The 18,911-nt window shown below is 72.7% G+C and carries 12 protein-coding genes and 2 pseudogenes; 9 read left to right on the forward strand and 5 right to left on the reverse strand.

From position 1 onward, the window contains the following. Positions 1 to 16 precede the first annotated feature (16 nt). Positions 17 to 469 carry a hypothetical protein gene (locus CTZ28_RS19600; RefSeq protein ID WP_121890931.1) on the forward strand — a complete coding sequence of 151 codons (453 nt, stop codon included), beginning with the start codon at positions 17 to 19 and terminating at the stop codon, positions 467 to 469. A gap of 106 nt (positions 470 to 575) precedes the next feature. Further along, the gene (locus tag CTZ28_RS19605; RefSeq protein ID WP_121890933.1) at positions 576 to 2,384 is read left to right on the forward strand and encodes a chitinase; all 1,809 of its coding nucleotides are present in this window, start codon (positions 576 to 578) and stop codon (positions 2,382 to 2,384) included. Here the strand turns inward: CTZ28_RS19605 and CTZ28_RS19610 are convergent. After that, positions 2,323 to 3,206, reverse strand: a pseudogene (locus CTZ28_RS19610) (phosphatase PAP2 family protein). The gene CTZ28_RS19605 and the pseudogene CTZ28_RS19610 overlap by 62 nt on opposite strands. A 213-nt stretch (positions 3,207 to 3,419) precedes the next feature. Then, positions 3,420 to 4,754, reverse strand: coding sequence for a 4-aminobutyrate--2-oxoglutarate transaminase (gabT, locus tag CTZ28_RS19615; protein ID WP_121890935.1), 1,335 nt, complete (start codon positions 4,752 to 4,754; stop codon positions 3,420 to 3,422). Positions 4,755 to 5,034: 280 nt separating this feature from the next. Between gabT and CTZ28_RS19620 the strand changes: the two genes are divergently transcribed. The 3 genes from CTZ28_RS19620 to CTZ28_RS19630 all read left to right on the forward strand — a co-directional run bounded on the left by CTZ28_RS19620 (position 5,035) and on the right by CTZ28_RS19630 (position 10,735). Then, complete coding sequence (locus tag CTZ28_RS19620; RefSeq protein WP_121890937.1) at positions 5,035 to 7,203, forward strand: ATP-binding protein; 2,169 nt, start codon at positions 5,035 to 5,037, stop codon at positions 7,201 to 7,203. A 205-nt stretch (positions 7,204 to 7,408) separates the two neighbouring features. Further along, positions 7,409 to 9,070, forward strand: coding sequence for a PucR family transcriptional regulator (locus CTZ28_RS19625; RefSeq protein WP_121890939.1), 1,662 nt, complete (start codon positions 7,409 to 7,411; stop codon positions 9,068 to 9,070). A gap of 219 nt (positions 9,071 to 9,289) precedes the next feature. After that, positions 9,290 to 10,735 carry an aldehyde dehydrogenase family protein gene (locus tag CTZ28_RS19630; RefSeq protein WP_121890940.1) on the forward strand — a complete coding sequence of 482 codons (1,446 nt, stop codon included), beginning with the start codon at positions 9,290 to 9,292 and terminating at the stop codon, positions 10,733 to 10,735. A 136-nt stretch (positions 10,736 to 10,871) separates the two neighbouring features. On the opposite strand, the pseudogene CTZ28_RS19635 reads toward CTZ28_RS19630, so the two are convergent. Both CTZ28_RS19635 and CTZ28_RS19640 read right to left on the reverse strand, forming a co-directional pair. Then, positions 10,872 to 11,678, reverse strand: a pseudogene (locus tag CTZ28_RS19635) (fibronectin type III-like domain-contianing protein); the annotation flags it as partial. A 151-nt stretch (positions 11,679 to 11,829) separates the two neighbouring features. After that, complete coding sequence (locus tag CTZ28_RS19640; protein ID WP_121890942.1) at positions 11,830 to 12,843, reverse strand: LacI family DNA-binding transcriptional regulator; 1,014 nt, start codon at positions 12,841 to 12,843, stop codon at positions 11,830 to 11,832. 363 nt (positions 12,844 to 13,206) lie between these two features. Between CTZ28_RS19640 and CTZ28_RS19645 the strand changes: the two genes are divergently transcribed. After that, positions 13,207 to 15,138 carry an acyl-CoA dehydrogenase family protein gene (locus tag CTZ28_RS19645; RefSeq protein ID WP_121890943.1) on the forward strand — a complete coding sequence of 644 codons (1,932 nt, stop codon included), beginning with the start codon at positions 13,207 to 13,209 and terminating at the stop codon, positions 15,136 to 15,138. 65 nt (positions 15,139 to 15,203) lie between these two features. Here the strand turns inward: CTZ28_RS19645 and CTZ28_RS19650 are convergent, their stop codons facing one another. Further along, a complete protein-coding gene (locus CTZ28_RS19650) occupies positions 15,204 to 15,656 on the reverse strand; it encodes a lamin tail domain-containing protein (protein WP_121890944.1) in 453 nt (150 codons plus the stop codon). A 165-nt stretch (positions 15,657 to 15,821) separates the two neighbouring features. On the opposite strand from CTZ28_RS19650, the gene dxr reads away from it, so the two are divergent. The 3 genes from dxr to CTZ28_RS19665 all read left to right on the forward strand — a co-directional run. Then, positions 15,822 to 17,129 carry a 1-deoxy-D-xylulose-5-phosphate reductoisomerase gene (dxr, locus tag CTZ28_RS19655; RefSeq protein WP_121890945.1) on the forward strand — a complete coding sequence of 436 codons (1,308 nt, stop codon included), beginning with the start codon at positions 15,822 to 15,824 and terminating at the stop codon, positions 17,127 to 17,129. A gap of 8 nt (positions 17,130 to 17,137) precedes the next feature. After that, on the forward strand, positions 17,138 to 18,430 hold the full coding sequence (locus CTZ28_RS19660; RefSeq protein WP_183154473.1) for a M50 family metallopeptidase: 1,293 nt from the start codon (positions 17,138 to 17,140) through the stop codon (positions 18,428 to 18,430). Positions 18,431 to 18,741: 311 nt separating this feature from the next. Then, positions 18,742 to 18,911, forward strand: a 170-nt coding sequence (locus CTZ28_RS19665) for a flavodoxin-dependent (E)-4-hydroxy-3-methylbut-2-enyl-diphosphate synthase (protein ID WP_183154471.1), incomplete at its 3' end; no start/stop codon positions are given.

The raw sequence follows: 18,911 nt of genomic DNA on the forward strand, positions 1-18,911 counted from the left end.
AGAGGGAGGTCTTGCGATGACTGGGGCGAAGACGGCCGTCGAGTGGCTGGCATCCGTCGCACCGGACCCCGAGTCCTGCCGCTGGGAATGGGAGCGCAGCGCCCACGGGGTCGCGCTGCTGCCCGCCGGCAAGGTCTGGGACGTGCTCATCCTGCCGGGCGATCTCGGCTTCCCGACGCTCGACGTGCTCACCCGTATCCTCGATCAACCCGGCCCGGTGCTGGTCGACTTCGGGGACAACCGGGTGGGTTTCTTCGTGCCGCCGGGCACTGCCGCGCGCTGGCTCGGTACCGGCATCCGTACGGCCGGGCGGGGCACCTGGATCGTCGTGCCGTACCCCGGCCGGGCCACCCGCGGGGTGCGCTGGCTGGTGGCCCCGGACGGCTCCGGCACGCTCACCGACCCGGCGCTGCTGGAACTGGCGATGCACGAGGCGGCGGCCGTGGCGGCGGTGGAACGTGACGGGTAGCGGGCGGTCCGGCCCCGGTTGACCACCGGAGGTCTTGACAACAGGATTGGTCTGGACCAAATTGAGCGCGCTCCACCCTCCAATTCCCCCATGCCCGGAGGCACTTGTGGACCGCCCCCACCGCACCAGATCCCTGCTCGCCGCACTCACGGCCGCCCTGCTGGCCGTACCCGGAATCACCGTGCTCTCGTCGGCCGCCCGTGCGGCCGACGCGGACCTCGCCCGCAACGGCGGCTTCGAGTCCGGCCTGGACGGCTGGACCTGCACGGCGGGCACGGCCGTCGGCTCTCCCGTGCACAGCGGCGCCGCGGCGCTGCAGGCGACCCCGGCCGGCAGCGACAACGCCCAGTGCGCGCAGACCGTGACCGTGCAGCCCGACGCGCAGTACACCCTGTCCGGCTACGTCCGCGGCTCCTACGTCTACCTCGGCGCCAGCGGCACCGGCACCACCGACGTCTCCACCTGGACCCAGTCCGCCCCCGACTGGCAGCGGCTGACCACCACCTTCCGCACCGGCCCCGGCACGACCAAGGTCACCCTCTACACGCACGGCTGGTACGGCACCGGCGCCTACTACGCCGACGACATCTCCCTGACCGGCCCCGGCGCCGGCACCGCGCAGCCGCCCGCCGCGCCCACCGGCCTGCGCACCGGCACCGTCACCTCCTCCGGTGTCGCCCTGTCCTGGTCCGCCGTCACGGGCGCGACCGGCTACGCGGTCTACCGGGACGGCGTCAAGGTCCAGACCGTGAGCGGTACTTCGGCGACGGTCGGCGGACTGGCGGCCGCCACGGCGTACAGCTTCCAGGTGACGGCCGTCAACGACGCGGGCGAGTCCGCGAAATCGGCGACGGTCACCGCGACCACCTCCGCGGGATCCGGCGGCGGAGGCACCTCCGACCTCCCGGCCCACGCGCTGGTCGGCTACCTCCACGCCACCTTCGCCAACGGCTCCGGCTACACCCGCCTGGCCGACGTCCCCGACAGCTGGGACATCATCGACCTCGCCTTCGGCGAGCCGACCTCGGCCACCTCGGGCGACATCCGGTTCGACCGCTGCCCGGTCACCGAGTGCCCGAACGTGGAGAGCGATGCCGACTTCAAGGCGGCCGTCAAGGCCAAGCAGGCCGCGGGCAAGAAGGTGCTGATCTCGATCGGCGGCGCGAACGGGCAGGTCCAGCTGACCACGACCGCGGCCCGTGACACCTTCGTCTCCTCCGTCTCGAAGATCATCGACGACTACGGCCTTGACGGCCTCGACATCGACTTCGAGGGCCACTCGCTGTCCCTGGACGCCGACGACACGGACTTCAAGAACCCGAAGACCCCCGTGATCGTCAACCTCATCTCCGCCCTGAAGACCCTGAAGGCCAGGTACGGTTCCGGCTTCGTGCTGACCATGGCCCCGGAGACCTTCTTCGTGCAGATGGGCTACCAGTACTACGGCACCGGCCAGTGGGGCGGCCAGGACCCGCGCTGCGGCGCCTATCTGCCGGTCATCCACGCCCTGCGCGACGACCTGACCCTGCTGCACGTCCAGGACTACAACTCGGGTCCCATCATGGGTCTGGACAACCAGTACCACTCCATGGGCGGCGCCGACTTCCACATCGCGATGACCGACATGCTGCTGACCGGCTTCCCGGTCGCGGGCGACGCCGGCAACGTCTTCCCGCCGCTGCGGCCCGACCAGATCGCGATCGGCATGCCGGCGTCCGTGAACGCGGGCAACGGCCATGTCGCCCCGGCCGAGGTCACCAAGGCCCTCGACTGCCTGACCAAGAAGACGAACTGCGGCTCCTACGCCACCCACGGCACCTGGCCCGCACTGCGCGGCCTGATGACATGGTCCGTCAACTGGGACCGGTTCGGGAACTGGGAGTTCCAGAAGAACTTCGACGCCTACTTCGGCTGACCGGCCCGCCGCCCCGGCGGGCGAGCGGCCACAGCGCCCACAGCAGCACCGCGCCCAGGCACCAACTGGCCAGCACGTCCAGCGGCCAGTGGTAGCCGCGCCGCACCAGAGCGAAGCCGACGGCGAGGTTCACGGCGACGCAGCCGAGGACCAGGGCGCGGCGGGCGCGGGCACCGCCCAGCCGGGGCAGCAGGAGCAGTGTCGCGGCACCGTAGGCGACGACGGCGGTGGCGGTGTGGCCCGAGGGGTAGTAGCCGAGGCCAGGCGGCACGGCCGGGGTGCCGGGGCGGGCGGTCCAGTCCTTCAGGGGCACCACGAGCGCCGGCACCAGGACCATCAGCACGGCCGCCGCCGCGGGCGCCGCCCACCAGCACCGCACACCTGCCCGGCGGCCTTGCCCGGACACCAGGACGAGGACGGCCGCGAGCACCGGGAGTGCGACCTGGACGTGCCGAGATCGGAGAGGAGTCCGGAGAACCGGTCCGGGTGCCGCAGGGCCCGGCTCAGCCGCTCGTCCGCGCGCACCAGCGGGCCGTCGGCCACGACCTGCCAGGTGATCAGGGCGAGAAGCAGGGCCGGGAGGCCCGGGAGAAGGAGGAAGGAGGTCGGCCGCCCCGGAACAGGGGGGGTAGTTCCGAGGCGGCCGTCCGGATCGGAATGCCGCACGCCCCGGGGGGTTTGGGGCGAACGGCCGTCCGATCGGTGAGGAGAACCGGGGCCGGAGGCCCCGGGTGTGTGCGCGAGGGCACGACCAGGTCGAAGCTGGGGAGGCCCCGGCCTGAGTTCGCCCACAGTCCCCTGTGGGCGGGGTGTATCTCTCATCTGGTGAGAACCTACGCCAGGGGGTGGCCCAGAGACAGACCGAACGGCGACCCGCCATCCACCTCCCACACCTTCTTCACACGGCCTGACGGCCGCCGCCCCGGCCCGGCACCGCGGGGGGTGACAGGTCCGGGGCGGATGGGGCTCATGTGCCGGGTATCCCGTGCATGAGCTGGGAGTTCGCTGTGTGGACCGGCTGCGCCGCCGGGTGGATCAGATGCGCGCGAAGGCCTGTTCGATGATGTCGAGGCCCTCGGACAGCAGGTCCTCGCCGATCACCAGCGGGGGCAGGAAGCGCAGCACGTTGCCGTAGGTGCCACAGGTCAGGACCAGCAGTCCCTCCTGGTGGCAGGCCTTGGCGAGCGCGGCGGTCGCCTCCGGGTGGGGCTCCTTGGTGGCGCGGTCCTTGACCAGCTCGATGGCGATCATGGCGCCGCGACCGCGGACGTCACCGATGACGTCGAACTTCTCGGCCATGGCGGCCAGCCGGCCCTTCATGATCGACTCGATGTTCTTCGCCCTGGCGTTGAGGTCGAGCTCCTTCATGGTCTCGATGGCGCCGAGCGCGGCGGCGCAGGCGACCGGGTTGCCGCCGTAGGTGCCGCCCAGGCCGCCCGCGTGCGCGGCGTCCATGATCTCGGCGCGGCCGGTGACGGCGGCCAGCGGGAGGCCGCCCGCGATGCCCTTGGCCGTGGTGATCAGGTCGGGCACGATGCCCTCGTCCTCGCAGGCGAACCACTGACCGGTGCGGCAGAAGCCGGACTGGATCTCGTCGGCGACGAAGACGATGCCGTTGTCGGCGGCGAACTGGCGGATCGCGGGCAGGAAGCCCTTCGCCGGTTCGATGAAGCCGCCCTCGCCGAGCACCGGCTCGATGATGATCGCGGCGATGTTGTCCGCGCCGACCTGCTTGGACATCTGGTCGACGGCCTGCGCGGCGGCCTCAGGACCCGCGTTCTCCGGGCCGGTCGGCCAGCGGTAGGCGTAGGCGACCGGGACCCGGTAGACCTCGGGCGCGAACGGGCCGAAGCCGTGCTTGTACGGCATGTTCTTCGCGGTCAGCGCCATCGTGAGGTTCGTACGGCCGTGGTAGCCGTGGTCGAACACGACGACGGCCTGGCGCCTGGTGTACGCGCGGGCGATCTTGACCGCGTTCTCGACCGCCTCGGCGCCGCTGTTGAACAGCGCGGACTTCTTGGCGTGGTCACCCGGGGTCAGCTCGGCCAGCGCCTCGGCGACGGCCACGTATCCCTCGTACGGGGTGACCATGAAACAGGTGTGGGTGAAGTCGGCCAGCTGGGCGGAGGCGCGGCGTACGACGGCCTCGGCGGAGGCGCCGACCGAGGTCACGGCGATGCCGGAACCGAAGTCGATGAGGCTGTTGCCGTCGACGTCCTCGATGACGCCGCCGCCCGCGCGGGTGACGAACACCGGCAGCGTGGAGCCCACGCCCTGGGCGACCGCGGCGGTACGGCGGGCCTGCAGCTCCTGCGACTTCGGGCCGGGGATGGCGGTGACGACGCGACGCTCCTGCGGAAGTGCGGACATGGGGGCTCCCTGATGATCTTGCGTACCGGGCGGTCTCCCGGGCGGTGCCGGGCGGTGCGTTTGCGGACGCTTGCCTTCTTTCTTCGCAGGCTAGGGCCGCGGCGGGACGGTGGGCATGCTCCATGTGGGAGTTGTCGCGGGGTGCCGTTGTCCGCGGTGGACATAGCGAGCCGGCCCTGAGGCCGGCGGGCTCGGCCGCGTAAGCGGTGAACTCCCCTTGCGAGGGCGTTAGATTGACTCGCTGATGGTGGTCGGAGCGGCTGGTCGGGGGGCAAGGGCGATGGACAGCGACGGGACGCAGGACGCGCGGGGCACACACGCGAATCCCGTGCCGCGTCCGGCGGTGCCGCAGGACGGCTCCCCGGCGCCGCAGGACGGCTCCCCGGCGCCGCGGGAGAGCCCCGCGCTGCCGCCACGCCCCGCGCTGCCGCCCGGGGTGCCACCGCTGCCGGACGGCTCGGCGTTCCTGTCCTGGCTGCGCACGCCCCGCCCCGACGCGGCACCCGGCGTCTGGCGCTTCGGACACCGGCCGCGCCCCGCGGAGGAGCCCGAGCAGGCCCCGGCACGCCAGCTGCTGAGCGGAGCGGTGATCGCGTTCCTGGTGGGCTGGCTCGTCTGGTCCCTGCTGTGGAACGGCTACCTCGGCGGCTGGTGGGTGCTGCCGCTCGAACTGTTCACCCCGGGCTCCTGGCGGCACAGCGACAACCGCGTCGGGAACGCCGTCCTCTGGTACGGCTACTACACCCTGATCGCCGTCGCCATCATGCTCGTCGTCGGCCGGCTCGGCCGGTGGGGCGAGGTCTGGCGGCGCTTCGGGCCGCCCGCCTGGAGCCGGGCCGTCCAGATCACCGAGCGCCCGCCCGCCCCCGAGGAGGACCCGGCGCAGTGGCCCCAGCTGCGGGCCGCCGGGGCGGTGGACGCCGCGGAGCGGCTCGGCGCGGAGGCCAGGTCCGGGCTGATGCGGGACGTCGACCTGGCCCGGATCGCCCGCGCCTGGCAGGGCGTGCGCAGCGGCCGGCACAGCCTGGCCGCCTTCTCGGCCGCCGTGGTCAAGGACGGCGCCGCCGCCTGCCCGCACCCGTCAGGCGCGCGCGACCTGCCGGGGCGGCAGGCGCGGCACGACCTGGTCACCGGGCAGGTGCGGCTCGGTGCGACCGCCGACGATCCGCGCAACCCCTACCAGTACCGCGGCAGCGGCCTCGCCCTCGGCCCCGAGCTGCTGGGCACCTCGCTGCTGGCCGTGGGCCCGGCCGGCGCCGGCAAGACCGGCGGCATCGTGCGGCCGCTCGCCGAGTCGCTGTCCCTGCACGCGCTCGCCGGCCGCGCCTGCGTCGTGGTGGTCGGCGCGGCGGGCGCCGGGCTCGGCCCGGCCGACGCCTACGACGTCGTCGTCCGGATCGCCCACCCCGACTCGGTCCACGACCTGGATCTGTACGGCGGCACCACCGACCCGGACGAGGCCGCGGCCATCCTCGCCGAGGCCCTCGTCGGCGACCTCGCCGACCCGCACCCCGGCAGCGACAGCCGCCGTTCCACCACCGTCCTCGCCCAGCTGCTCGGCCCGTTCCGGGCGGTGCACGGCCGCTTCCCCTCCGTGCCGGAGCTGCGCCGGCTGCTCGACGGCACGCCGGGGCCGCTGGCCGCGCTGCGCAAGGCGGTGCAGGAGGCCGGGCAGGAGTCGCTGCTGCGCGAACTGGACGCGCGGGAGCGGCAGCTGGGGCACCCCGGGGACGTGGGCGCGGTGCTCGCCGACCGGATCGCGCTGCTCGACCGGCCCGCCTTCGCCGGGTTCTTCGACACCTCGGGCCAGTCCCGGCCGTTCTCGCTCAAGGCCCTCGACCATCCCGTGCGGGTCCGTATCGACCTGCCCGAGCGCGGGCACGCGGACGCCTCGCGGATCCTGGCCCGGCTGGTGCTCGCCCAGTTCACGGCGAGCGTCGCGGTACGGGAGGACAGGTCGCTGTTCGCCTGTCTGGTGCTGGACGACGCGACGGGCGTGGTGACCCCGGAGTCGGTGCGGGGCATCCAGCGGCTGCGGTCGGGCAACGCCGGAGCCGTGCTCACCCTGCGCACCCTGGACGATGTGCCCCGGCCGCTGCGTGGTCCGCTCCTCGGGGCCGTGGGCTGCCGGATGGCGCTGTCCGGGCTGACGCCGTGGGACGGGCAGGACTTCGCCGAGGTGTGGGGCAAGGAGTGGACCGAGGCCCGGGACGTGACCGACCGGCAGATCATCGCCGAGACCCCGGCGGGCAAGGCCGTGCACATGGTGCGCCGGGTGATCACCGGCAAGGCGCCGACCGCGCGGGCCGTCACCGTCCGGCAGGTCGAGCGTGAGCGCTGGTCCGCCTCGGAGCTGGCGCACGCGTTGCCGCCGGGGCACGCGGTGCTGTCCCTGACGACGGTGCGGGGCGAGCACGCCCCGCCGCTGCTGGTGGACCTCCGGGGCTGAGGAGCGTCGGGGCGGGCCCCGGGATCGGGGCCGAGACCGGGTGCGAGACCGGGAGAGGACGATCGGCCGGTTCATCCATCGGATCACCGGTCGACCGTACGGTCAGGCAGAATCGGCATAGGCTGTTCATACGCGGCGGCCAATAGATCACAACGATCACTCGATCTCCGCATGACCGTCCGATCCCACTCGACCTGAAGGCCCCATGCCTCCGACGCTCGCCTCGCTCGTCCACCACTCCGCGCTCAAACTGATCGTGCGCGCGGGCGAGGACCGCCTCGACGTGCCCGTCCGCTGGGCGCACGTCAGTGAGCTCGCCGACCCCGTGCCGTACATGGAGGGCGGGGAACTGCTGCTGATCACCGCGCTGAAGCTGGACGCGGAGGATCCCGAGGCGATGCGCCGGTACGTGCGCCGGCTGGCGGGCGCCGGGGTCGTCGGGCTCGGCTTCGCCGTCGGCGTCAACTACGAGGAGACCCCCAAGGCCCTCGTCGACGCGGCCGAACAGGAGGGACTGCCGCTGCTCGAGGTGCCGCGCCGCACCCCGTTCCTCGCGATCAGCAAGGCGGTGTCCGCCGCGATCGCCGCCGACCAGTACCGGGCGGTGACCGCCGGGTTCGCCGCCGAGCGTGAACTGACCCGGCAGGCCCTGAACGCCGGCCCGGAGGGGCTGCTCGCCGCGCTCGCCGCGCAGGTCGACGGGTGGGCCGCGCTGTACGACGTCGCGGGCGCGGTGGTCGCCACCGCGCCCGAGTGGGCGGGGCGGCGGGCCGCCCGGCTCACCCCGGACGTGGAACGGCTGCGGGACCGGCCCGCGCCCGCCTCGTCGGTGGTCGGCGGCCCGGAGCACGAGGACCGGGTCGAGCTGCACACCCTCGGCACCGGGCGGCGCCCGCGGGGTGCCCTCGCCGTGGGCACCGCGGCTCCCCTCGGCACCGCCGAGCGGTACGCGGTGCACTCCGCCATCGCCCTGCTCACCCTGACCACCGAGCGCTCCCGGTCGCTGCACGCGGCGGAGCAGCGGATCGGCGCGGCCGTGCTGCGGATGCTGCTCGCCGGGCAGCCGGACCACGCCAGGGCCGTCGCCGGGGACCTGTACGGCGGGCTCCTCGACGCGCCGTTCCGGCTGATCGTCGCCGAGCCGGTCTCCGGCACGGCCGCGCGGGCGCACGCCGACGGGCACGCGCGCGTACCCCTGGCCAAGGCGGGCTCGGTCGCCGCGCTCGCCGCCGTGGACCCGGGCGGCGACCGGCTGAGCGGGCTCGCCGAGTCCGTGGAGTCCGCCGCCGCGCGATCCGGGGAGGCCGTGCTGGTGGTGCCCGAGGGGGAGCGGCTGGTGGTGCTGGCCGCCGACGGGGGCGCCGCGGTGGCGGCCGGCAGGCGGTACGCGATGGCGCTGGAGGCGGCGCGCGCCGCGCCCGAGCCGGTCGCCGTGGAGGAGGACGAACTGATCGTGGGCATGTCGGCGCCCGCCGGGCCGATCGCGACCGCCGCCGCCTACAAGCAGGCCGAGCAGGCGCTGTCGGTGGCGCGGCGGCGCGGCCGGATGCTGGTGGAGCACGACCAGCTGGCCTCGGGATCCGTGCTGCCGCTGCTCGCCGACGACGCGGTGAAGGCGTTCGCGGACGGGCTGCTGCGCCCGCTGTACGAGCACGACGCGACCGGCCGGGGCGATCTGGTGGCCTCGCTGCGGGCGTGGCTGTCGCGGCACGGGCAGTGGGACGCGGCGGCGGCCGACCTGGGCGTGCACCGGCATACGCTGCGCTACCGGATGCGCCGGGTCGAGGAGATCCTCGGGCGGTCCCTGGACGATCCGGACGTCCGCATGGAACTGTGGCTGGCCCTGAAGGCGACGGCGACGGACTAGGCACGGCAGTTCCAGCGGAGCGCTCAGGTCCCGGCCCACCGGCACGCACGGCATCGCCGCGTATGACAAAGCCCTGTACGACAGCGCCCCGTACGACAAAGCGTAGAAACCCGCGCCCGCACTGCTACGACTCGGACAAGCGACCCCGGCCCGGCCCCGCCCTACGGTGGACCACGAAAGCCAAGAACATCCCCAACGCGGAAGGGCCGGGACTCTCAGATGACTTCCACCCACGCCTTCTGGCTCGCCGGCCGCCAGGCCACCGGCGAGGACACCTTCGACGTCACCTCCCCGTGGGACGGCCGGCTCGTCGGTACGGTGAGCGTGCCGACGGACGCCCAGGTCGAGGAGGCCGTGGCCGCCGCGTACGCCGTGCGGGACGAGTTCGCCGCCACCCCGGCCCACGTCCGGGCCGCCGCCCTCGACCATGTCAGCAGGCGTCTGGGCGAGCGCACCGAGGAGATAGCCCGGCTGATCTCCGCCGAGAACGGCAAGCCGATCAAGTGGGCGCGCGGCGAGGTCGGCCGGGCCGTGTCCGTGTTCCGGTTCGCCGCCGAGGAGGCCCGCCGGTTCAACGGCGGCGAGGCCCAGCGGCTGGACACCGACGCCGGCGGCCAGGGCCGGCTGGCGCTCACCCGGCGCTTCCCGAAGGGCGTCGTGCTCGGCATCGCGCCGTTCAACTTCCCGCTGAACCTGTGCGCCCACAAGGTCGCCCCGGCGATCGCCGCCGGCGCGCCGATCATCCTCAAGCCCGCCCCGGCGACCCCGCTGTCCGGCCTGGTCATCGGCGAGCTGCTGGCCGAGACCGAGCTGCCCGCGGGCTCCTGGAGCATCCTGCCGGTCAGCAACGACCGGATGCCCGCCCTGGTGCAGGACGAGCGGCTGCCGGTCATCTCCTTCACCGGTTCCGAGAAGGTCGGCTACGCGATCATGGATTCGGTGCCGCGCAAGCACTGCACGCTGGAGCTGGGCGGCAACGGCGCGGCGCTGGTCCTCGCCGACTACGCGAGCGACGCCGACCTCGACTGGACCGCGCACCGCATCGCGACCTTCTCCAACTACCAGGGCGGCCAGTCCTGCATCTCCGTGCAGCGGGTGATCGCGGACGCCGCCGTGTACGAGCGGCTGCTGCCGCGCATCGTCGCCGCTGTCGAGGCCCAGGTCACCGGCGACCCCTCGGACGACAGGACCGATGTCGGCCCGCTGGTCAGCGAGGACGCGGCCAAGCGCGTCGAGGCGTGGGTCGAGGAGGCGGTCACGGCGGGCGCGCGGCTGCTGACCGGCGGCAAGCGGGACGGCGCCGCGTACGCGCCGACCGTCCTGACCGAGGTGCCGGCCGATGTGACGATCTCCTGCGAGGAGGTCTTCGGCCCGGTCCTCACCGTGCAGCGGGTGGCGGGGGAGACCGCGGCCTTCGCGGCGGCCAACGACTCCAAGTACGGCCTTCAGGCGGGTGTGTTCACCCATGATCTGCAGGTCGCCTTCCGCGCCCACCGGGCGCTGGAGGTCGGCGGTGTCGTCATCGGCGACGTCCCCTCCTACCGCGCCGACCAGATGCCCTACGGCGGCGCCAAGCAGTCGGGCGTCGGCCGCGAGGGCGTGAAGTTCGCGATGGAGGACTACACCTACGAGCGGGTGCTGGTCCTCACCGGGCTCGCGCTCTGACCACCGCCACCCCTAGATAACGGCAACCGTTTTCATGTACAGTCGTGCGTGACGCGCGATCGTCGTCCCCGAAGGGGCCCGGCACCGATGCCTTCCGGTGCCGGGCCCCTTCCCTGTGCCGGCCTCTTCCGGACCCTCAACCGGAGAAGCCGACGTGCGCGAGCCGCAGCGGGCCGCGCAGCCTGAGCCGGACGTCGCGCACGCCCGCGACGGCGATCCCCGCGCGCAGCGTCGTGTAGTCGTACGGGCCCGAGCCGGGCGCGTCGAGGGCCGGCGTGACCGGCGCCGAGCCGCCGCCGGGGAGCAGTTCGACCTCGCCCCGGCCGGACACCCGCACGGTCACCTCCCGGGCGCCCGCACCGAAGTCGCAGTCGCGGTAGACCAGTTCGGCGGTGCCGCCGTCCGCCGGGGGCACCGCGTCGCCCGACACCTTGGTGCGATCGACCAGCGCGGCACCGGACTGCTCGTCGAAGCCGGCCGCCTCCAGGCCCCGGCTCAGGACCGCGCGGGGCGCGGCGGGCTCGCCGTCGAGGGCGAGGGTCGTGCGCAGCCGGATGTCCTCGCTGGAGGCGCCGACCAGCAGGTCGTACGGCCCCGGCTCGCGGCGCCGGCGGCCCCGCGCCACGTCCCAGAACGCGAAGGCGGACAGCGGGACCTCGAAGGTCGGCTCCGCCCGCTCTCCCGGGGCGAGCATCACCCGGCGGTGGCCGAGCAGTTCGCGGCGCGGCCGGACGGCCGAGGGGTCCACGGCACGCGTGTAGAGCTGGGCGACCTCGTCCGCGGTGACGTCGCCGGTGTTGGTGACCGTGCAGCGCACCCGCACCGTGTCGGCGCCGGTGTCCACCGACAGGTCCGCGTACCGGAAGGACGCGTACGACAGGCCGTGGCCGAAGGGGAAGAGCGGGGTGCCCGCGAAGTAGAGATAGGTCTGGCGGGCGCCGATGGTCAGCGGCGGCTGAGCCCCGCCCGACGCCACGGGCCGGCCCCCGCACCGGGGACCGGCCCGTTCGCCGTGCCGCGCGCACTCCGCGACCGGCAGCCCCGGCCCGCGGGGCCCGGCCACCAGGAGTGGCACGTTCCTCGCCGAGGTGCGGTCAGGGCGCGGTGGGTGCCGGACCCGTGCTCGCCCGCACCGTCAGCTCGGGCGCGATCAGCACGACGTCGTCGCTCCCGCGGCCCTCCAACTTGGCGACCAGGTGTTCCACCGCGTACCGGCCCATCTCCTGGGCGGGGATGGCGACCGACGTGAGCCGCACCGAGGCCTGGACGGCGACCTGGTCCGGGCAGATCGCGACCACCGACACGTCCTCGGGCACGGCCCGGCCCTGCTGCCGCAGCAGGGCGAGCAGCGGCTCGACCGCGGCCTCGTTCTGCACGACGAACCCGGTGGTGCCCGGGCGTTCGTCGAAGATCCGGCCCAGGGTGAGCGCCATCGCGTCGTACCCGCCCTCGTACGGGCGGTGCAGCACCCCGAGCCCCAGCTCCCGGGCGCGGGCGCGCAGCCCGTCGAGGGTGCGCTCGGCGAAACCGGTGTGCCGCTCGTAGACGGCGGGGGCCTCGCCGATGACAGCGATGTCATGGTGTCCGAGCCGCGCCAGGTGCTCGACGCACAGCGCACCCGTCGCCCCGAAGTCGAGGTCGACGCAGGTCAGACCGCCGGTGTCGGCGGGCAGCCCGATCAGGACGGACGGCTGGTCCGTGCCGCGCAGCAGCGGCAGCCGCTCGTCCTCCAGCTCGACGTCCATCACGATCATCGCGTCGGCGAGCCCGCTGCCGGTGACCCGGCGCACCGCGTCCGGCCCCTCCTCGCCGGTGAGCAGCAGGACGTCGTACCCGTGGGTGCGGGCCGTGGTGGCCACCGCGATGGCGATCTCCATCATCACCGGCACGTACATGTCGGTGCGCAACGGGATCATCAGCGCGATGATGTTGGACCGGCTGCTGGCCAGGGCGCGGGCGCCCGCGTTCGGGTGGTAGCCGAGTTCCCGGATGCTCTCCTCGACCCGCTGCCGGGTGGTGGCGGAGATGGACCGCTTGCCACTGAGGACGTAGCTCACCGTGCTCGCCGAGACTCCGGCGTGCTGGGCGACCTCGGCGAGGGTGACCATCCGGCTCTCCAAGCTTTGCGAAGCGCTTCGATAATGCGCAGGGGCGATACGGGGTGAGTGAGGGTGGATCGACCATAACTCCAGCACGGACGGGTGTCCAGGGGCGTCGAAGCGCTTCGACAGCTTTTCCCGGAGGGCGAGAGCGGGCCGGTACCAGGAACCGTCCCCCGGACGGCGTAACGACGCAACACCGGGAAACCGTGCCCGCGCCCCGGCGCCCGGCCCCGGGCCGGGCACCCCGCCGGGCGTCCGGGAGCGGTGCGAGGACTGGTGGGTGCGGCCCGTTTCGGGTACCAACGATCCAGTAGCACTGGCTCGGTAACGAACACCCTCAACATCCCTCTTCGCGGCGAGGTGAGCCTCATGTCCGCCCCCACCACCAAGCGCACGGTCACCGAGCGCGAGGCACGCCAGGTCGCGGAGGCCGCCCGGGAACAGGGCTGGCGCAAACCCAGCTTCGCCAAGGAACTGTTCCTCGGTCGCTTCCGCCTCGACCTCATCCACCCCCACCCCCTCCCGGCCGACGACGACGCCCAGCGCGGCGAGGAGTTCCTCGCCAAGCTCCGCGACTTCTGCGAGACGAAGATCGACTCGGCCCGCATCGAGCGCGAGGCGCGGATACCCGACGAGGTCGTCGACGGCCTCAAGGAGCTCGGCGCCCTCGGCATGAAGATCGACACCAAGTACGGCGGCCTCGGCCTCACCCAGGTCTACTACAACAAGGCGCTCGCCCTGGTCGGCTCGGCCAGCCCGGCGATCGGCGCCCTGCTCTCCGCCCACCAGTCCATCGGCGTACCGCAGCCGCTGAAGCTCTTCGGCACCCAGGAGCAGAAGGACACCTACCTGCCCCGCTGCGCCCGCACCGACATCTCGGCGTTCCTGCTGACCGAGCCGGACGTCGGCTCCGACCCCGCGCGCCTGGCCACCTCCGCCGTCCCGGACGGGGACGACTACGTCCTCGACGGGGTGAAGCTGTGGACCACCAACGGCGTGGTCGCCGACCTCCTCGTCGTCATGGCCCGGGTGCCGAAGTCCGCGGGCCACAAGGGCGGCATCACGGCCTTCGTGGTCGAGGCGTCCGCCGAGGGCATCACCGTGGAGAACCGCAACGCCTTCATGGGTCTGCGCGGCATCGAGAACGGCGTCACCCGCTTCCACCGGGTGCGGGTCCCGGCCGCCGGCCGGATCGGCCCGGAGGGCGCCGGGCTGAAGATCGCGCTGACCACCCTGAACACCGGCCGGCTGTCGCTGCCCGCGATGTGTGTCGGCGCCGGCAAGTGGTGCCTGAAGATCGCGCGCGAGTGGTCGGCGGCCCGGGAGCAGTGGGGCAGGCCGGTCGCGCTGCACGAGGCGGTCGGCTCGAAGATCAGCTTCATCGCCGCGACGACCTTCGCCCTGGAGGCCGTCCTCGACCTGTCCTCGCAGATGGCCGACGAGAACCGCAACGACATCCGCATCGAGGCCGCCCTCGCCAAGCTGTACGGCTCCGAGACGGCCTGGCGGATGGCCGACGAACTGGTCCAGATCCGCGGTGGCCGCGGCTTCGAGACGGCCGCCTCGCTGCAGGCCCGCGGCGAACGGGCGGTCCCCGCCGAACAACTGCTGCGCGACCTGCGCATCAACCGGATCTTCGAGGGCTCCACCGAGATCATGCACCTGCTGATCGCGCGCGAGGCCGTCGACGCCCACCTCGCGGTCGCCGGTGACCTCATCGACCCCGACAAGACCCTGCCGGACAAGGCGAGGGCGGGGGCGCACGCGGGCGTCTTCTACGCCAAGTGGCTGCCCCGGCTGGTTGCCGGACCCGGGCAACTGCCCTCCTCGTACGGCGAGTTCAAGCGCGAGGTGGACCTCTCCGGGCATCTGCGCTACGTCGAGCGGCACGCCCGCAAACTGGCCCGCTCCACCTTCTACGCCATGTCCCGCTGGCAGGGCCGGATGGAGACCAAACAGGGCTTCCTCGGCCGGATCGTGGACATCGGCGCGGAGCTGTTCGCGATGAGCGCGGCCTGTGTCCGGGCCGAACTGCTGCGCAGCCAGGGCGATCACGGGCGCGAGGCCTACCAGCTCGCCGACGCCTTCTGCCGGCAGGCCCGGATCCGGGTGGACGAGCTGTTCGGGCGGCTGTGGGCCAACACCGACGACCTCGACCGCAAGGTCGTCAAGGGAGTCCTCGGCGGCGCCTACGCGTGGCTGGAGCAGGGGGTCGTCGACCCGTCCGGCGACGGACCGTGGATCGCCGACGCGACCCCCGGCCCCAGCGCCCGTCGGAACGTGCACCGGCCCATCAGATGACACCGGCCGGGTGGCGACCGGCACGACCGGTCAGGTGACGACCGGCCCCGCCCGCCGGGTGCCGGTCAGCACCACTTGTCGCTCGGATCCCGCGTCGTCCAGGAGCAGGAGTCGACCTTCGCGCCGCTCGCCTTGGTGAGGGTGGCGGTGTCGCTGGTGTTGTTCCACACGTACGCGCGGCGGTTCTGGTACTTGTGCGACGCGGTGTCCGTGCCCTTGCCCGTGTGCACCTTCATGGTCTTGCCCGCGCCGATCCGGATGTTCCGGAAGACGTACTTGTGGTTGGCGGCGTCCTTCAGGATCCAGCCCTTGAGGGACACCGCCGAACGGCTGGTGTTCTTGATCTGCACCCACTCGCCGTTCAGGCTCGCGTTGGACCGGTTGTCCGAGCCCGGGCTGTCGAACCAGACGTGGTGGATCGTCACTCCGCCGGCCGCCTGGGCCGGGGTGCTGAACAGGGTGCCGGTGAGCAGCGCGGCGCCCGCGAGAGCCGCGGGCAGGGTGGCGCGAGAACGCATGAGAATTCCCCCCGGGAAGTCGTCGAGGACAGCAGTGTTATCACATGATCTTCACGGCTGTTTCACAAAGGAGGATTTCGGTCCCTTCTCCGCCAAGCCCAGACATGGCACCCGCCCGAGGGACGCGCTGTCCTTCCGGGCGCCGCTTGCGGCAACAATGGGGGGATGACCGACAGTCCCGCCAGTCCGGCGCCCCTCGCCGACCCGCACCTCGTCTACGACCCCCTCGCGGCAGACGGCCCGAAGGACGTGGTGATCCTCGGCTCCACCGGGTCCATCGGCACCCAGGCCATCGACCTCGTGCTGCGCAACCCCGGCCGCTTCCGGGTCACCGCCCTGTCCGCCAACGGCGGCCGGGTGTCCCTCCTGGCCGAGCAGGCCCACCGGCTCAGGGTGACGACCGTCGCGGTGGCCCGCGAGGACGTCGTACCGGCGCTGCGCGAGGCACTCACCGCGCAGTACGGCACCGGAGAACCGATCCCCGAGATCCTCGCCGGACCCGATGCGGCCACCCAGGTCGCCGCCTCCGACTGCCACACGGTCCTCAACGGCATCACCGGCTCCATCGGCCTCGCCCCCACCCTCGCCGCCCTGGAGGCCGGCCGCACCCTCGCGCTCGCCAACAAGGAGTCGCTCATCGTCGGCGGGCCGCTGGTCAAGGCCCTCGCCAAGCCGGGGCAGATCATCCCCGTCGACTCCGAGCACGCGGCACTCTTCCAGGCGCTCGCCGCCGGCACCCGCTCGGACGTGCGCAAACTTGTCGTCACGGCGTCCGGTGGCCCCTTCCGCGGCCGTACCAGGGCCGAACTGGCGGGCGTCACCGTCGAGGACGCCCTCGCCCACCCCACCTGGGCCATGGGCCCGGTGATCACGATCAACTCCGCGACCCTGGTCAACAAGGGCCTGGAGGTCATCGAGGCGCACCTGCTGTACGACATTTCCTTCGACCGCATTGAGGTCGTCGTGCACCCGCAGTCGTATGTCCACTCGATGGTCGAATTCACCGACGGATCCACGCTCGCCCAGGCGACGCCCCCCGACATGCGCGGGCCCATCGCCATCGGTCTGGGCTGGCCCGAACGCGTCCCGGACGCCGCGCCCGCCTTCGACTGGAGCAAGGCCTCGACCTGGGAGTTCTTCCCGCTCGACAACGAGGCCTTCCCCTCGGTGAACCTCGCCAGGCACGTGGGACGGCTCGGGGGCACCGCCCCGGCCGTGTTCAACGCGGCCAACGAGGAGTGCGTCGAGGCGTTCCGCCGCGGCGCACTGCCCTTCAACGGGATCATGGAGACTGTCACCCGGGTGGTCGAGGAGCACGGCACTCCCGCGCCCCCGGCTTCGGCCGGGCGGGGGGAACCCTCGCACCCGGGAACCTCGCTCACGGTCTCGGACGTACTCGAAGCGGAGACCTGGGCACGGGCCCGGGCCCGCGAACTGACCGCACAGAAGGCGACCGCGGAGGCGCATGCATGACAGCCTTGATGATGATCCTCGGCATAGTCGTCTTCGTGGTCGGCCTGCTGTTCTCGATCGCCTGGCACGAGCTGGGGCACCTGTCCACCGCCAAGCTGTTCGGCATCCGCGTACCGCAGTACATGGTCGGCTTCGGGCCGACCATCTGGTCCCGGCACAAGGGCGAGACCGAGTACGGGATCAAGGCCATCCCGTTCGGCGGCTACATCCGGATGATCGGCATGTTCCCGCCCGGCGAGGACGGCCGGATCGCCGCGCGCTCCACCTCACCGTGGCGCGGCATGATCGAGGACGCCCGCTCGGCCGCCTTCGAGGAACTCAAGCCGGGCGACGAGAACCGCCTCTTCTACACGCGCAAGCCGTGGAAGCGGGTCATCGTGATGTTCGCGGGCCCCTTCATGAACCTCGTCCTGGCGGTCGTCCTGTTCCTCACCGTCCTGATGGGCTTCGGCATCTCCCAGCAGACGACGACCGTCAGCTCGGTCTCGCAGTGCGTCATCGCGCAGAGCGAGAACCGGGACAAGTGCACGTCGGGCGACGCCGCGTCGCCGGCCGCCGCCGCGGGCCTGAAGGCCGGCGACAAGATCCTCTCCTTCGACGGGGTCACGACCGAGAGCTGGAACCAGCTCTCCGACCTCATCCGGGCCACGCCCGGCAAGGAGGTGCCGATCGTCGTCGACCGCAAGGGCGAGCAGCTGACCCTGCACGCGACGATCGCCACCAACCAGGTCGCCAAGAAGGACTCCGGCGGCCAGATCGTCCAGGGCCAGTACGTCACCGCCGGCTTCCTCGGCTTCAGCGCCGCCACCGGCATCGTCCGCCAGGACCTCGGCGACTCCGTGACCTGGATGGGCGACCGGATCGGCGAGGCCGCCCACTCCATCGCGGGCCTGCCCGGCAAGATCCCGGCCCTGTGGAACGCGGCCTTCGACGGCGCACCGCGCGAGCCCGACTCGCCCATGGGCGTGGTCGGCGCGGCCCGCGTCGGCGGTGAGATCTTCACCCTCGACATCCCGCCCACCCAGCAGCTCGCGATGGCCCTGATGCTGGTCGCGGGCTTCAACCTCTCCCTGTTCCTGTTCAACATGCTCCCGCTGCTCCCGCTCGACGGCGGGCACATCGCGGGCGCCCTGTGGGAAGCCCTGCGCCGCAACCTCGCCAAGGTCCTGCGCCGCCCGGACCCGGGCCCGTTCGACGTGGCCAAGCTGATGCCGGTCGCCTATGTGGTGGCCGGGGTGTTCATCTGCTTCACCCTGCTCGTCCTGGTGGCGGATGTCGTCAACCCGGTCAAGATCAGCTAGCAGAGTTCCCGCCTCTCCCGGCCGACCCCAGCGGTGCTCCGGCGCCCTGGGGTCGGCCGGTCCGCGGGGAACGGCTCGGCGCCGAAGCCCTCCCGAGGCTCCAGGGAGGGCCGGACTCCGTTAACCCGGCCAAAATCTCCTGGCCACGCCGTGTTGCCGGCGGCCCGGGGGTGCCGTGTTCCGGGACGCATGCCATGGGCGGGGTTTACCGAAGGGATGTGCTGGCGTCGGCGGCCGTGGCGTAATCTCGGTGCCTGGAGCCCGCCGTTCCGGGACCGGATCCTGATCCACGACTTGGGGTTGCACAGCAGATGACTGCGATTTCTCTCGGCATGCCGTCCGTTCCGACCAAGCTCGCCGAGCGGCGGCGGAGCCGGCAGATCCAGGTCGGCTCGGTGGCCGTGGGTGGGGACGCGCCGGTGTCGGTGCAGTCGATGACGACGACGCGTACGTCGGATGTGGGTGCGACGTTGCAGCAGAT

This window comes from Streptomyces shenzhenensis (genome assembly GCF_003688995.1).
Taxonomy (GTDB): domain Bacteria; phylum Actinomycetota; class Actinomycetes; order Streptomycetales; family Streptomycetaceae; genus Streptomyces; species Streptomyces shenzhenensis_A.

Bases quoted from the DNA above. Each gene is read 5' to 3' on its own strand.
- CTZ28_RS19600 (WP_121890931.1), top strand. From the start codon at position 17: ATGACTGGGGCGAAGACGGCCGTCGAGTGGCTGGCATCCGTCGCACCG.
- gabT (WP_121890935.1), bottom strand. From the start codon at position 4,754: ATGTCCGCACTTCCGCAGGAGCGTCGCGTCGTCACCGCCATCCCCGGC.
- CTZ28_RS19620 (WP_121890937.1), top strand. From the start codon at position 5,035: ATGGACAGCGACGGGACGCAGGACGCGCGGGGCACACACGCGAATCCC.
- CTZ28_RS19625 (WP_121890939.1), top strand. From the start codon at position 7,409: ATGCCTCCGACGCTCGCCTCGCTCGTCCACCACTCCGCGCTCAAACTG.
- CTZ28_RS19630 (WP_121890940.1), top strand. From the start codon at position 9,290: ATGACTTCCACCCACGCCTTCTGGCTCGCCGGCCGCCAGGCCACCGGC.
- CTZ28_RS19640 (WP_121890942.1), bottom strand. From the start codon at position 12,843: ATGGTCACCCTCGCCGAGGTCGCCCAGCACGCCGGAGTCTCGGCGAGC.
- CTZ28_RS19645 (WP_121890943.1), top strand. From the start codon at position 13,207: ATGTCCGCCCCCACCACCAAGCGCACGGTCACCGAGCGCGAGGCACGC.
- CTZ28_RS19650 (WP_121890944.1), bottom strand. From the start codon at position 15,656: ATGCGTTCTCGCGCCACCCTGCCCGCGGCTCTCGCGGGCGCCGCGCTG.
- dxr (WP_121890945.1), top strand. From the start codon at position 15,822: ATGACCGACAGTCCCGCCAGTCCGGCGCCCCTCGCCGACCCGCACCTC.
- CTZ28_RS19660 (WP_183154473.1), top strand. From the start codon at position 17,138: ATGATGATCCTCGGCATAGTCGTCTTCGTGGTCGGCCTGCTGTTCTCG.